This is a genomic window from Paenibacillus sp. FSL H3-0333 (assembly GCF_038002805.1).
Lineage (GTDB): Bacteria > Bacillota > Bacilli > Paenibacillales > Paenibacillaceae > Paenibacillus_AQ > Paenibacillus_AQ silagei.
In genome coordinates, this window is record NZ_JBBODG010000001.1 from 2,678,882 (window position 1) to 2,693,986 (window position 15,105).

Genomic DNA, 15,105 nt, shown 5'->3' on the forward strand with positions numbered 1-15,105 from the left:
GAGGGCGAAATGATTACTATCAGTCTATGTATGATCGTACGGAATGAAGAGAACGGCCTGGGCCGTTGCCTGGATTGTGTAAAGGATATTGCTGACGAGATTGTAATTGTCGATACCGGTTCGACAGATCGCACTAAGGAGATCGCAGCAGAATATGGTGCGGTGATCTATGACTTTGAATGGATTGATAATTTCGCCGCAGCACGTAATGAAGCTTTCAGCAAGGCGACTAAGGAATACATTCTGTGGCTGGATGCTGACGATACCATTGAGGAAATAGATAAGGTGCGGTTCAAAAAGCTGAAGGAGACTTTGTCACCGGAATACCAGTCTGTGACGATGCCCTACAATCTGGGATTTGATAGCGAAGGCAGAGTGACCACGAGCTTGAGACGGAACCGGCTGGTCCGGCGTGAATGTAACTTTCAGTGGGTGGGACCGGTACACGAGTACCTGGCAGTCGCCGGTTATACACTGGACAGCGACATCTGTATCACCCATAAGAAGGATAAATTGCATACTGACCGTAATTTGCGTATCTACCGTGGACGTCAGGCCAAGGGTGAGGACTTCTCTCCACGTGATCTCTACTATTTTGCCAATGAACTTCGGGATCATGCTATCTACGAGGAAGCATTGGAATATTACGAAAAGTTCCTGCAGACCGGCCAGGGGTGGATCGAAGACAACTATCAGGCTTGTCTGAAGATGTCTGAATGCCATGGGCATTTAAAGAACAAGGAAGGTAAGCTGAATTCGCTTTACCGCACCTTGAACTATGATATTCCACGTTCGGAATTTTGCTGCCGTCTTGGTGTGGAGTTCTTGGAGGCAGGGCAGTATCAACAGGCCATTTACTGGTTTGAACTAGCGGTCACACTGCCAAAAAGATCGGAATCCCTGGGGCTGCAGGATATGACGTCTACAACCTGGGTGCCACATCTGCAATTGTGCGTCTGCTATGACCGTCTGGGTCAGTACATGAAGGCTAATTATCACAATGAATCTGCGCTTTTCTATTATCCCTCACATCCCAGTATGCTGCACAACCGGAAATATTATAAAGAGCTTCTGGGTGAATCCTTTACTGAATTATTTAAAGTTTCTTAGAAGCAGCATCCGCTGCCCGGAAGCAGTACAACAGACAGGCAACGTTCTTCGGAACGGGGCCTGTCTTTCTTTTTTTGGGGTAAGAATCACACAAATAGGTATTTTTACACATTTATTTTGAGGCACATGAATACCATTAAAGTAAATAAGTCCATTTATCCACTTAATAGAGGAGAGATGTTATATGGTACGCCACTACACGCAACTGGAAATGATCAATTTATCGAAATTGCCCCCCACTACAGTGAAGAGATGGTTGGAGTATTTCTCTTATTTTGTGCCGGGAACCCGTCAGGGAGACCAGGTGCTCTATCCCTATGAAACTCTGAAACTGCTAAAACGGATCAGTGAGCTGCGAATGGAGCGTTATCATCTAAGCACCATTGTGCGTCTGCTGATTGAGGAAGGATTCCCGATGTACGGCAAGGGAGAACAAGAAGCACCCGCTATAGAGCAAACGGAAATCGACGCTGCCGAGTCTCCACAGCCTGACAGGCAGCAGCAGCTTGTCGCCTCTCTATCGTCCCTTGCGAGTGAGCTTGTCCGAATTGCGGATCATCTGAATCACTGGAAGGTGCAATAGCTACACAAGTCCTGGAGAATTCCTTGAGCTGCTAATTCTGTGATTAAGGCTTGTCCCTCTCTAGGCACCAGCGTGCCTGTCGGTTCGAGTATACACCAAGACTGAGGGCTCCAGTCCCCGGAACAGGCAGAAAGCGGGTCAGCCGCCTGTTCTTAGCATCGGGTGTTCCGCTGTTGCGCCGCAACCCTCAGTATATTGTTACGAGCTGGCTGAAGAATTGACGGAGACCCGTTATTCTTCCTCCTCTTCAATGTCTATTTCAAGCTCTTCTTCCAGCAATTTTTCCGACAAGGCACCAGAGTCGCTGAGCAGGCGCAGAATCCGGTCCATCTTGCTTAGACTCAGCCATTGGCCCTTGGTGATCTCTTCCAACAATCTGGCAGTTGTATTATTTAACTGGATCATATTGCGGAAGTTCATATTTCCGGGATTGGATAGTACGAAGGCCTGCATAGCTTCCGCTTCTGCATTGATGATGTGAGACAATGACATCTCGTTGATAGCGATAGAGGTAAGCAGGAGAGAGATGCTTTCCTCCCGCGTAAGCGAGATATCAGGGGTTATATTGGGAATGTGGGGCATTGACATGCAGATCTCCTCCAAAACGTGAAAGGTTGCATTGCGCTTAATTGTCCGGTCATAGCTATGTATACTTCAGGCACAGATTGTCCTATTCCTGTTATTCTTTGAAATCCGTCAAATCCGATATACCTTGGACTAATGGTGATAGGGACAACTCAAAAGCACATATATATAATGGTATAGAAATGATGCTAAGCGGCGGAGGTGAACAAGCGATGCAGAAGCGTGAACAGTTGATCAAAGCGATTATTCTGGCTGCGGCACTGGAAGAGGAGGCGGTCTCAGCTTTGATCGCGGCTGAAATCCGCAAGCTTGAATATATGATGGCCGCCGAAGGAAGCTTGTGGACAGAATCGAATATAGAGAATCTCAGCGCTCTGCGGGAGGCGGTAGCCAGAGTCATCCTAGCCTTGGCGCAGAAGCAGGCCATGATCTGCAGGACACTGGATACCAGCAGGCGCCTGCTGGGAGAGGTGAATGATTATGAATACTGAATCCCGGAAATCGGAGGATGAACTGCTGGTGAACGCGATCCATAAAACCATGGGACAAATGGAGCAGCTGAAGCACGCCTGCCTGCGCCTCTCAGTCAATGCAGATGAGGAACTGGCGCTGTTTATGCAGGAGACCCGCAGGCTGCTTGACAAGGTTCAGACATCCGGTCAGGAGCCGGAGAAGGAATGGAATGAGCCCGAAGAAGAGGTTGCGGCATTCATTAAGAGCGCCGTCCAGAACGCCGTACGTCCCGCCGCTGCTCCATTTGTATCCATGCGTAAGCCTGCCTTTGCCCAGCGTAAGGCAGGCCGGTTCATACAGAAGCGCTCTCCGCAGGTTAAGCGCAAACGCACTTCCAGCGCGAAGAGAAGCAGGACGGAACACGTGCGCGCAACAGGAGAACGTACAAGGTCGCTGCGGCAGCCGAGTGTGCCTGAGCCGAAGGTGATAAAGCCTAAGCAGGAGCCGCAGTCGCCGAAGAAAAAGCTGGAGTCGCAGCCGCCGAAGCCGAAGCTCGAGCTGCAGTTGCCGAAGCCGAAGCTCGAGCTGAAGTCACAGCCGCCGAAGAAGACAACAAACCTGAAGGCAAGTGAACCCGTAGAATATTCAGGAATTATAACCTCGTCCAACCTGAAGCGTTCCTTCTAGAGTATGCCGGTCCGCCGGACGTTGTCATCTGCCGGGAAGCTGCCATACTCCGGCTTCCGGGTCATAACTATCCACAATTCTGGCGGGATTTCCCGCCGCAATGCAGAAATCCGGCAAATCTCTGGTCACTACACTGTTGGGTGTGATTCTGCATCCTTGACCGATACTGACGTTGCCCACAATGACGCAGTGGGCACCGATCTCACTTGTGGCACCGATCCGTACGCGTTGGCTGCTGGAGGTGATCCACTGGTCGCGTATAGGAACGCCGACCTGGCTGTACTGATGGTTGGTATCGGAGATATAGACATCAGGTCCGATGATGACATTCTCTTCAAGCACAACGCTGTTCGCAGCGGCGATAATCAGATTGCGGCTGCAATAACAGCCGTCTCCAATGGTGATGGCGGGTGGCTCCCCTTGACCGGGGTGTATCACGGTGAACCAACTGTTCTCAAGGATATGCACTTTGCTGCCGATAGCGACTTTCTCCGGACAGTTGATATCGGTTTTTTGTACGATCAGGCTGCCGGGACCATATTGGTAAAAACGATTTTGAAAATCCTCGCTGATGAAGTCCATCCACAATCCACCTTTCATTAATTGGGCGAGCCATCTTCAGACCCGCCCAGCGTTGCAGATTTACTGGTGTCTGGCCTGAATCGTTTTGATATGTGTATGGAGATCCTCAAAGTATGACTCGTTGCGGTAGGCCTCGACTAAGACCTCTTCGAAATCTGCGGGTTGCAGTTGCTGGAGGTTGTTCTCCAGTAAATAGTTGTACCACCAGAGCAGAAAGGAGTAGGCAATATGTTTTTTCTCGGCCGCAAGCGCGGCTTCACTCAATCCTTTATCCAAGAAGTAATTTAGAATATTCAAATAAGAATGAATGAACGTCTGGGCGAAGCTGTATCCGCCGGTTATCTTGCCGCTGCTCGTCAGCAGCTTGCGGCGATAGACGCAATAATCCGGTGTGATACCGAGAATGGAGAACTCCAGATAGACCTGGATAAGATTGGAGCCAATGAAAAGCTCTGGCGTGGGAATCTGTTCAAATTCCTTCCTGCGCATGGTGATTCCGGATACAAATGTGCTGTAGATAGAGACATGCCTTACATAATTGCTTATGCCAGCCCCCCGATCGACCCGTCCGGTGTTCTGAAGTATATCCAGGAAGATTAGGCTGCAGTCTTTGTTTTGTTCTATAACACTGTACAAAGCCTCAAGAGAGCCCGGCAGCCAGTAATCATCGTCACCGTGCAGCTTGATGAATTCACCGCGGGCATAGCCGGCACATTTCAGGAAATTGTAGTCCGCGCCTTCGTTATGTTCGTTGCGGTAGTAGCGGAGGTTGGGGTAACCTAATTGATACTTTCGGACGAGTTCCTCAGTGCGATCTGTGGAGGCATTGTCCGAGACGATCACCTCGAAGTCTTCCATTCTGGCGTTCTGGCTGTAAATACTGTTCAAGCAGACATCAAGCTCCTCTTCGCGGTTATAGGTTGGAATGCAAATGCTGAAGAGGAGGGGCTTGCTGTGAATTTCTGAAGGCAGGGTATCTTCTATTGTAGGCACAACATCTTCCAACACTGGCAAATGCTCTATTTCACCGGAGAGTACACCGACCCTTCTCCATTTCCTGATCATAGGATCATATTGTTTGATTACCCGGGCCGGAGCACCGACCGCCACGCAGTAATCGGGAATCACCGTGCCGGATACCACGACCGCGCCTGCACCAATGACACAGTTTCTGCCGATGGACACTTGTCCTGTTATCACGGCATTCATGCCGATCCAACTTCCGGAGCCAATGGTTACGGTGTGGCTCCAGGAATCCACGCCCTGTTGCATGATGGGAAGATCAGGGTTCTGATAGGCGAGGTTGTGGTCCGAGATATGGACACCCGGCGAGATGATTACCTGGGAACCAATTTCGATACGGTTGACCGCAGACAGGCAGCACCTGCGTCCGATATCACTTCCGGAGCCGATCACGATCCGCGGCTCACCGATGTAGTTGTTGTAAGGCAGCATCATCCAGCACTCAGCCTGCAGTTTGATTTCATTGCCCAGAGCTATGCCCTGCGTACCAAATAAATCGCATGTGGAATGGATGTCGCATCCGCTGCCCAGCCGGTGGAACTGGTGCGGTCCATAGCTTTGGCCATAGCCATAACGTTCCAGAAAGACCTGCTTGGCTTCAGCGAAACCGTTGGCCGTATTCGGAATACCGCAGTCATGCAGACACCAGGAAAGATGCTGCTTGGGTATGCCTACTTCATAACCGTTTGCGAGAAACTCCTGGCATTGCGAAATATCATAGAAATGCCATCCGTCAAACCAGTCTTTACGCCAAGGGATATCATATTGCGTGACCAGCATCAGTCCGTCGAGACTCTCCACACTTTCATAATCTCCCGCCGGCTGCAGAAATTCCATGGGCTTGAGCATACCCGTATGGCTCTCAACCACTTTGCCATATTTGTGTGGGGCCTCCCACCAGGTGCCGGAAGACGGAAGTACTTTAGCACCTACGACTCCAAGAATACCTAAAGACGGATGATCGGTGAACAGGCGTACGATGTCTGCAATAAAGTGGGGGTTAAGGATATGGACGTCCTGATGAATATACACCTTGTATTTGGCATCCGATTGGCGCATAGCCTCATCGTAGCCTGCTGTCAGGCTTACGGCTCCCCTCACCATTTGAATATCTGCTTCATATCCGTCCGGGATGATTAATTGCTTCAGATTCAGTTCGCTGCGTTGGGCCAGCCCCTCGTCGTTTACACAAATAATGAAACTTATTTTACAGTCATCCATGTCGCTCGATCCCTCTCTTTTAACCCTCCAGGTCCGGCATCTTCCTTATTTACTGGACTTTGTGGACCCGAGGCTTTCGGTTTTGCCATCTGTCCGGGCATAGTCTATGTATATTCAGACAATGCCCAAACATCAATGGAATTTGTCAAAGGTACTTATAATATCTGCTGCAAATGGATTGGTGGATCAGTCATTTTATAGCGACAAAGGCAGAAATGCGGATTGGATTGCAGTAGTGCATATTGTCGGGACACCCACGGGTTGACAAAATTCCCCGCTTGCACCAAATCGGCAGTCCGCTCCCATTCCCGTCTGTTTAGAACAAGCGGAAGAGGCGGAGAAGCGCCTGTTGCAGCATGTCTGACAAACTCGGATAATCCCTCCAGCCGTTCTGTCTGCGGGGAGCGGTGGATAAGCTCGGGCTGAATCAACACGATAGCACACTCAGGATGAGTGTGAAGCACATTCAGAAAACGATTGAGAGAGCCATTAAGGAAGGAGATTCCAGGCTCATGCACCATTATAAATTTCCCGCGCGCCATATCCGCCGCCTGAATGTTAAGGAGACCTTCTCCTGCATGTGCCGGATTGCGAAGGTAGCGGAAGCTGTGGTGATGATCTTCATAGTGGCGCGCCACTTCCTCAGTCTCATCTGCCGAGGCATCGTCCAGAACACAGACTTCGATTATTCCGGCATCATCGGTCTGTGTATAGATCGATTCCAGAGCTCGCCGCAGCTCGCCGGCCTGATTGTGTACCGGTAAGCAAATGGATAGCAGCGGTTCCTTGCTCCTGCGCTCCAATACCTCCCGGGCTTCCCCCTCACTGTGTACCCTGATCCATTCGCCGCTTGTCGGCTCGTAGATCCGGCGAAATTCGGCTGGGTTGCCGGCGACCACGCAGTAATCCGGTACATCCCGCATAATAACACTCCCTGCTCCTACCACGCAGCCTTTACCAATCTTCACATTGCCCAAGATGGAGGAATGTGCTCCGATCCAGGAGCCTTCACCGATCACTACTGTAGAAGCGCTGCTGCTCTTCTTATCCCATACTTGTCTGGCGTCAGTTATAAACACATGGGGGCCTGTTATTACATCTGCCTTCAGTACCACCTTGCCGGTTGCAGTAATGGTCAGGAACCGGTTGCATTCGCAACGGTCCCCGATCATGATTCGGGGAGAGCCATTCATGGCCGGAGAAGGGATATTCCACCGGTAGCCCTCCCGTACCAGCACGCCTGCACCGAAAGCCGTCTGTTCCGGCAAAGATAACACACCGTCTGAGGCTATCCTACAGCCTGTTCCGTAAGCATAGAGACGATAATAGAGCGAGGGGGGGATAGTATCCATATCTTCCTCCTTGTATCAGATGGAATACACACAGTGTGAAGACTCTGTACTAGCTTATGAACCGGAACAGGAATCATGCAAGTAAATCCGGTCGAATGATCCGCCAGGGCTGGCATATACATATACGAGAAATCCGTTAAATCCGAATTTTCAGAATCTGCAAGAGGGAGGAGAAGAGTTGCCGACCATCAGTCTATGCATGATTGTACGCAATGAAGAGCAGAGTCTGGGGCGATGCCTGTCATCAGTCGCGGACCTTGTGGATGAGTTAGTTATTGTAGATACTGGCTCGACTGATCGCACCAAAACAATAGCGGCCAGCTTCGGGGCAAATATCTATGATTATGAGTGGATCCAGGACTTCGCAGCAGCACGTAATTATTCATTCAGTAAAGCGACCTGCGAGTATATTATGTGGCTCGATGCGGACGATGTCATTGAAGAAACCGACCACGAACGCTTAAAGGCCTTAAAGGCCACTTTGTCTTCCGAATATCATTCGGTTAGCATGGCCTATATTCTATCCACCGATGACGAAGGGAAGCCGACGGCAAGCTTGAGGAGAAATCGGTTGTTCAGACGTGATTGCCAGTTTCAGTGGAGTGGCGCCGTACATGAATTTGTTGAAGTTACACCGCCAACGTTTGAGAGCGACGTCTGCATCACTCACAAGAAAGATAAAGAATTTACAGAACGAAATTTGCTGATTTACCGAAAGATGCAAGCTAAGGGTGAAGAATTCACCCCAAGAGACCAGATTTATTTCGCCCATGAGCTCTACGATCATGGTTATTATCAAGAGGCTCTTGAGAATTATCAGATCTTCCTGTCCCGCGGTGACGGTTGGATAGAGGATAATATTCAAGCTTGCATGCGCCTTGCGGACAGCTACGGTGCGCTGGGGCAGAAAGAAGAGCAGTTATTGTCGCTGTGCCGCACCTTCGAGTATGGCCCCCCTCGCCCGGATGCTTGCAGCAAAATAGGGTTCTATTTCATGGATTTACAGCAATATGAACAGGCTGCTTACTGGTTCGAGCTTGCGGTGTCCCTGCCAACGAGAAGTGACCCGGGAACGGATGAGGAAGCTGCAGGTTCATGGCTGTCCAACTTGCAGCGTTGCGTCTGCTACGACAAGCTGGGTCAGACCAGTTACGCTGACTTTTGCAATGAGATTGCACATGCGCAATACCCGAATCATTACAGTGTCCAATATAACCGGGATTACTACCGGAACCTGCTGGGGAACAGGCATGTGGAAATAGACAGACCAGTGCTTGAAGAACGAAAGGAGTTGACCCGATGAAGACAAGTATCATTATTCTCACACTTAACCAGCTTCAGTTAACGGTTCAATGTCTAGAGAGTATTAAGCGCGGAACTCCTGAGGAACATGAGATTATTATTGTCGATAATGCTTCAAGTGATGGAACCGTGAATTTCCTGAAGCATCATTATCCAGAGATGAAATTAATTGAGAACAAGAAGAATCTCGGGTTTGCTAAAGGCTGTAACCAGGGAGTTCAGGCAGCGCAAGGAGAGTCGATATTATTCCTGAACAATGACACTGTAGTTCCACCCGGCTGGCTGGCACCCATGCTTGATGCATTGCACAGTGACAGTACTGTAGGCATGTCGGGACCCGTGACGAATTACATTAGCGGACATCAGCGTATTCCAGTGACCTACAGTGATTTGAAGGATATGGAGAATTTTGCGCAGGAGTACTGTGAGAGCAAACGCGGGCTCGTGAAGGAGGTTGACCGTCTGATTGGCTTCTGTCTGATGGTCAAACGCAGCGTCTTGGATGAAATCGGCTTGTTCGACGAACGTTATGGCCTTGGAAATTACGAAGATGATGATCTGTGTCTCCGGGCGCTTCAGCATGGCTACAAGCTGCTCATCGCAGAAGACTCGTTCATCCACCATATCGGTCATGCCAGTATGGGACAGAATCCTTCCTTTGATCTTACTACGCTCCTACAACAGAATAAGACAAGAGCCTTTCAGAAATGGGGAGCGGACATTCACTCTTTGATCTATGCTCCTCCCGTACGTCTGTGTGTGGGTATTATTGCATCCGGCAATGAATCTGCACTGGAGAAGACACTAGATTCATTTGTAGATGTGGCAGAGCAGATGATTGTACTAGATCCATCGGGAAATGAAGACATTGCACGTACAGTTGCCCGTTATACCCAGTACATCTATTGCGTGAAGGGGGAGATAAGTGAGCAGATGTGCTTGGAATGGATCAGTCATATGGCGGTAGAGCCTTATATTCTCTGGCTCCAGGAAGGCGATGTCCTAAATACGGAAGAACGCCGGAGATTTGCTGGGCTCAAGCGTTCTTTATTCCACCAATACCATGTAATTTCTCTCAACTGTGCGGACGGTGTACGTTATATGATCAGGCAGTCCGGGGAGAAAATTTACCCGAAAGATATCGAACAGCCAAGGAAGAATCCATTTTTTGGATATTCCAGCGGAGCTACCATCAGCCGGTTCATAGACATTGAGCATGCGGACCGTGAGACTGCCAAACCACTTTGAATCGGAGGTTAGTTATGGAACAGGATTTGGTTACTATTGCGATATTGGCGAAGGACAAGGCACATGTGCTGCCGCTCTATCTTAAACTGATTGAGAAACAGACCTACCCGGCTTCCCGGATCAATCTGTATATCCGTACAAACAACAATAATGACCGTACCAAGGAAATTCTCGAAGAATGGGTAGAGCGGGTAGGTGAAAGATATCATGAGGTGTATTTCAATGCAAGCGATGTGGAAGAATCTGTACAAGACTTCACTCCACATGAATGGAATGATCTTCGCCTTAGGGTGATAGCAAAGATACGGCAGGAGTCCATTGAATGGGCCAAGGCGAGAGATTCCCATTATTTTGTGCCGGATTGCGATAATTTCATCATTTCCGATACGCTGGAGAGCCTGCTCTCTACCCATCTGCCGGTAGTTGGTCCTCTGCTCAAGTTGGCTGAGACGCCTTTGAGTTATTATTCCAATTTCCATGATAAAACAGATGACTATGGGTATTACGGATCATCCCCTTTCTATCTGGAGTATTTATTCCAGCATATAAAGGGACTCATTGAGGTCGATGTTATTCATTGCACCTATCTGATGCGCCGTGAGATTCTGGAGCATGTCCAGTATGAAGACGGCAGCGGCCGGCATGAATATGTCATTGTTAGCCACGGCTTGAGAAAAGCAGGGGTGCCGCAATATCTGGATAATCGCAAAGTCTATGGAAGTCTGACCTTCTGTGACACGGAAGAGCAAATTCTCGGAATTGGAATTACAGCAGATAATTTTGAATAGGAGAACGGGGGTGGAACCATGAAGCTGGTACTTCTATCCGGCGGGTCCGGCACACGCTTGTGGCCGCTCTCCAGCAGTATCAGGAGTAAGCAGTTCCTTCAAGTGCTGCCCGCTCCTGGCGGAGGCCGGGAATCTATGCTGCAGCGGGTTTGGCGGCAGTTGTCGGCTGCGGGTCTTAACCATGAAGTGTACATCGCAACGTCAAGCGGACAAGAGTCATTGATCCGGAAGCAGCTTGGTTCAACGCCGCCTATCATTATGGAGCCGCGGCGCAGAGATACATTTCCGGCAGTAAGCCTTGCTTCGGCTTATTTATATTCCGTGGAGAAGATTTCCCCGGAGGAGACGGTTATCGTCTTGCCGGTGGATGCTTATGTGAACGACGATTTCTTCTTCAAGCTGGCTGAATTAGATCATGCCCTCCGTCACTCGGGTGCAGAAATTGCCTTACTTGGGGCAAGGCCAAGTGAACCGTCAGAGAAATACGGATATATTGTTCCGGCCATTTCTCCAGTCTCTTCTACAAGCAATCAGGAGAATCAAGCATATGTGCATGTGGAGTGTTTCGTGGAGAAGCCGGATCGTAAGGCGGCTGAGACCCTAATGGCACAGCAAGCGATGTGGAATTGTGGCATCTTTGCCTTTCGCCTTTGTGATCTGCTGAAGCGGCTGGAGACAGTTGACATCCCGACAGATTACGCGGAATTACTGAAGAAGTATCAATGCCTTCCCAAGAGTAGCTTCGATATTGAGGTATTGGAGGGGAACAGCCGTCTTATCTGTGTACCCTATCTGGATAACTGGAAGGATCTGGGGACCTGGAATACTCTATCTGAAGAATTAGCTTCCTCAGTTCTGGGATGGGGCCAGATCAGCGCAGATTCACTAAATTGTCAGATTGTCAATGAGCTGGATATTCCGGTGATGCTTGTGGGACTGGACGATGTAATTGTTGCAGCAGGTCCAGCGGGGATCCTCGTTTCCCATAAAGACGCTGCGGATCATCTGAAGCATCTGCTCCCTACACCCGATACTGAGACCAGGAAATAGACGCTTCGTAGCGACTGATACCTGCTGTCTAAAGATATACACAAGGCTGTCCGACTTTATCCGACAATGTTCTATGCGGGCGGGAACTGTCATAAGGTAGAGAGGTGATGTCAATTGGCATCCATATCATCCTGTCCGGTCCGTCCGCACAGTCCGGTAAATCCATTATGGAAAGGAGGCAGCTCCAGCATGACAGACAGTAACGAAGGCGACCGTCCCTCTAATCTCTTTGTGTATGATCGTCAAAGATGAAGAGCCGTGGATTGCGCGCAGTCTGCTGAGTGTACAGGAGGCTGTGGACGAAATTATTGTCGTGGATACAGGTTCCGGTGACAGAACGATGGACATTGCCCATAGTCTCGGCGCGAAGGTTCTCCAATTCCCCTGGCCGGAGAGCTTCGCAGAGGCCCGCAATTACAGCCTCCGCCATGCGACAGGGAAATGGGTGATGTGGATGGATGCCGATGAAGAAATTGCCCTTGCTGAAGCCCCGAAGTTGAGGCAGGTAAGCAGCATCGGGAACAGTAAGCTGGCTTCTCTCGAAACGGTCCATTTCAGTAGTGTATTCCGGCCCGAGCCGAATGAAGCTTACCGGCTGAATCAGTGCCGTCTATTCCGCAATGGAGAAGGGTTCCATTTCACTGGCGGCATCCATGAACAGTTAAGCTTATCCGGGCGACATGACGGAGAGGACATAGATACTCCGTTCCCGCTTCCGGTCCGGCTATTCCATTACGGCTACCTGCAGTCCGTGACCTCACTTAAGTCCAAACATGAACGCAATCTGAAGCTGCTCCAGCAATCCACTGCAGATAACCCGAATCCCGATCCGTGGAGTCTTTATCATATAGCGAGTGAATATCAACGGATTGGGGAATATGCGAATGCCTTCAGGCAGGTCAATCTGGCCATAGCCGCCTCGCTTGGCGAGAAGAAGCTGCCACCCTCGCTCTTTTACAAGCTTAAATATGGCTGTCTGCTGGCGCTGGGCAGCTTCAGGGAAGGCTGGCCCGGCATTGACAAAGCCATCGGCCTCTACCCGGATTATGTGGATCTGCATCTCAATAAAGGATGCATTCTGATGAATATCGGGCAAGTGGAGGCTGCAATCTCCGCTTTCGAGCATTGTCTTACTCTTGGGGAGAATGCTCTTCATTATATGGTTCTCACAGGTGCGGGAACCTTCTACCCCTGCTATTATCTCGGTGATTGCTATGAAATGCTCGGAAAACTTGATGATGCCAAAGCTTGGTATCGCAGAGCGCTGGAGTACTCGCCTGGATTCGGGGAAGCTGCGGTTAAGCTATCGAATCTGAATCAAGATGTCAAAGCGGCTGAATGGCTTCCTGCAGTCAACCGCCGCCCCCCCTTACCAACTCACCGTCCCCCCCTCCTTCGTTCAAGTGCAACTCCGGAGAATGCATGGTGCATAGCAGTGTTGCTTAGCAGGGAAGAGGGTTCGTACCCCGCTCTGTACAAATGGGCTGAGAAATGGGGGTCGCTTGGGGATGAATGGATCATTATCGATGCAGATATGGGGGAAGAAGGCAAGCAGCTTGCCGATGAACTACAAGCACAGGTACTTCATTTCCCCGCCAGCGGAGATCTGTTTCAGCTCTGGAAGACTATACAGCAAATTCTCACAACTCCTTATGTGCTGTGGTTGAACCCTTATGATGAACTTAGTGGAGAGGATCTGGACGCACTCGGAAGTCTAAAAGAATCGTTAGTAAGTCAGAAAACTATGATTTCTCTTAATCTATGCATGCAGGAAGAAAAAATAGACCAGAAACTCTGGATGGTTCAGAGGAATCGTCTGGCCCACCGTGAGACAGTACTGGGCTGTAATCCAATCAGTGGAGAGCTTGTCGCTGTACCTGGAAGTATGAATAGGAACAGCCCCGTTACTTTAATGAATCGCAGGCCATCCGGACAAGACGGAAATTAAAAATCATGTTGTTTGGTGAAAGGGGAAAAAAGGATATGAATATCGGATTTACTGGACCAACGGGGCCTACAGGAACAACAGGGGCGCCGGGGAGAGGTAGTGTCGGAGCACCCGGTCCGCGTGGTTATGATGGTGATACAGGGGCAACGGGCTTCACAGGACATACGGGAACGACAGGATTTACAGGAGCGACGGGACATACAGGAGCAACAGGATTTACCGGGGCGGGAACAACGGGGGCAACAGGCTTCACGGGACACACGGGAGCGACAGGATTTACCGGAGCGGGAACAACGGGGGCAACGGGCTTCACGGGACACACGGGAGCGACAGGATTTACCGGAGCGGGAACAACAGGATTAACAGGAAATACGGGGATGACAGGACATACAGGAGCGACAGGATTTACCGGAGCGGGAACAACAGGATTAACAGGAAATACGGGGATGACGGGGCATACAGGAGCGACAGGATTTACCGGATATACGGGATATACGGGATATACGGGAATGACTGGGTATACAGGAATGACGGGGTTAAAAGGAGATACGGGAGCCACTGGTTCGATCTCACTTATTTTTGGAACCTTTATTGGCGGTGATACAACACCAACCGGGGATAATGGGCCTCTCTACGGCTTTATGGAAAGTGAGTCTGTTTCCGGAATAGAATTGATTGACGACGGAACTACTTTTAGATTACCAGGAGGGCATTTCTACTACTTCACATGTCAAGCAGCGGTGAATTTTCCACCAGGAACTGCGCCGGGTCTTGCATTGGCGATTTATGATAGTTCTAGCAATAGTTACGTAAGGGATGATGGTTCGATTTTCTTTTCTGGGGCAGTCAGTACTACCGCTAGACCAGTTGTTCCAGTATCTATCTCACGAATTCTAAATGCTACGAACGAAGATATGTTAGTGAGGGTTGTGTTACCTCTAGCTGGTACCTATGCCTCTTCAGATATCCAGAATGTTCCTTATGGATTCTATAACACCTCTGTTAATGTTTTTGCTCTGAATTAATTTTCAGAATCAAATATTTCTTTATGATTAGCCTCGGAAACGAATGCCTTCCTTATCAAAGGAATGTTGCATTCGTTTCTTAATAACTTAGAAACAAAGAAAGGTTTCTAGGAAGAAGGGTAGACCTGCTAGCTTAGAACAGCGAGGA

The 15,105-nt window shown here is 49.6% G+C and carries 14 protein-coding genes; 10 read left to right on the forward strand and 4 right to left on the reverse strand.

What is annotated here, in order from left to right:
• Window positions 1-9: 9 nt before the first annotated feature.
• Both MHH78_RS11850 and MHH78_RS11855 read left to right on the forward strand, forming a co-directional pair.
• On the forward strand, window positions 10-1,110 hold the full coding sequence (locus tag MHH78_RS11850; RefSeq protein WP_143803911.1) for a glycosyltransferase: 1,101 nt from the start codon (window positions 10-12) through the stop codon (window positions 1,108-1,110).
• 184 nt (window positions 1,111-1,294) lie between these two features.
• A complete protein-coding gene (locus tag MHH78_RS11855) occupies window positions 1,295-1,693 on the forward strand; it encodes a MerR family transcriptional regulator (protein ID WP_076086321.1) in 399 nt (132 codons plus the stop codon).
• Window positions 1,694-1,924: 231 nt separating this feature from the next.
• Here the strand turns inward: MHH78_RS11855 and MHH78_RS11860 are convergent, their stop codons facing one another.
• On the reverse strand, window positions 1,925-2,281 hold the full coding sequence (locus MHH78_RS11860) for a hypothetical protein (RefSeq protein ID WP_143803910.1): 357 nt from the start codon (window positions 2,279-2,281) through the stop codon (window positions 1,925-1,927).
• A 209-nt stretch (window positions 2,282-2,490) separates the two neighbouring features.
• Between MHH78_RS11860 and MHH78_RS11865 the strand changes: the two genes are divergently transcribed.
• A complete protein-coding gene (locus MHH78_RS11865; RefSeq protein ID WP_076086315.1) occupies window positions 2,491-2,769 on the forward strand; it encodes a hypothetical protein in 279 nt (92 codons plus the stop codon).
• Window positions 2,759-3,418, forward strand: coding sequence for a hypothetical protein (locus MHH78_RS11870; protein ID WP_076086312.1), 660 nt, complete (start codon window positions 2,759-2,761; stop codon window positions 3,416-3,418). Before MHH78_RS11865 ends, MHH78_RS11870 begins: the two co-directional genes overlap by 11 nt.
• A 24-nt stretch (window positions 3,419-3,442) precedes the next feature.
• On the opposite strand, the gene MHH78_RS11875 is transcribed toward MHH78_RS11870, so the two are convergent.
• The 3 genes from MHH78_RS11875 to MHH78_RS11885 form a co-directional block, all read right to left on the reverse strand.
• Complete coding sequence (locus MHH78_RS11875; RefSeq protein ID WP_076086309.1) at window positions 3,443-4,000, reverse strand: acyltransferase; 558 nt, start codon at window positions 3,998-4,000, stop codon at window positions 3,443-3,445.
• Between the two features lie 60 nt (window positions 4,001-4,060).
• Window positions 4,061-6,244 carry a glycosyltransferase gene (locus MHH78_RS11880; RefSeq protein WP_076086306.1) on the reverse strand — a complete coding sequence of 728 codons (2,184 nt, stop codon included), beginning with the start codon at window positions 6,242-6,244 and terminating at the stop codon, window positions 4,061-4,063.
• A 155-nt stretch (window positions 6,245-6,399) separates the two neighbouring features.
• The gene (locus tag MHH78_RS11885) at window positions 6,400-7,596 is read right to left on the reverse strand and encodes a glycosyltransferase (RefSeq protein WP_076086303.1); all 1,197 of its coding nucleotides are present in this window, start codon (window positions 7,594-7,596) and stop codon (window positions 6,400-6,402) included.
• A gap of 178 nt (window positions 7,597-7,774) precedes the next feature.
• Here MHH78_RS11885 and MHH78_RS11890 point away from each other — a divergent pair, with 178 nt between their 5' ends.
• From MHH78_RS11890 to MHH78_RS11915, 6 genes are all read left to right on the forward strand, one after another.
• The gene (locus tag MHH78_RS11890) at window positions 7,775-8,899 is read left to right on the forward strand and encodes a glycosyltransferase (protein ID WP_083685800.1); all 1,125 of its coding nucleotides are present in this window, start codon (window positions 7,775-7,777) and stop codon (window positions 8,897-8,899) included.
• Window positions 8,896-10,146, forward strand: a complete 1,251-nt coding sequence (locus MHH78_RS11895; RefSeq protein ID WP_076086300.1) for a glycosyltransferase family 2 protein — start codon at window positions 8,896-8,898, stop codon at window positions 10,144-10,146. The genes MHH78_RS11890 and MHH78_RS11895 overlap by 4 nt, the downstream gene beginning before the upstream one ends.
• 14 nt (window positions 10,147-10,160) lie before the next feature.
• A complete protein-coding gene (locus MHH78_RS11900; protein WP_076086297.1) occupies window positions 10,161-10,934 on the forward strand; it encodes a glycosyltransferase family 2 protein in 774 nt (257 codons plus the stop codon).
• 18 nt (window positions 10,935-10,952) lie between these two features.
• A complete protein-coding gene (locus MHH78_RS11905; RefSeq protein WP_076086294.1) occupies window positions 10,953-11,984 on the forward strand; it encodes a sugar phosphate nucleotidyltransferase in 1,032 nt (343 codons plus the stop codon).
• Window positions 11,985-12,219: 235 nt separating this feature from the next.
• On the forward strand, window positions 12,220-13,932 hold the full coding sequence (locus MHH78_RS11910) for a glycosyltransferase (RefSeq protein WP_076086291.1): 1,713 nt from the start codon (window positions 12,220-12,222) through the stop codon (window positions 13,930-13,932).
• 5 nt (window positions 13,933-13,937) lie between these two features.
• Window positions 13,938-14,957, forward strand: coding sequence for a collagen-like protein (locus MHH78_RS11915; protein WP_341167519.1), 1,020 nt, complete (start codon window positions 13,938-13,940; stop codon window positions 14,955-14,957).
• Window positions 14,958-15,105: the final 148 nt, after the last annotated feature.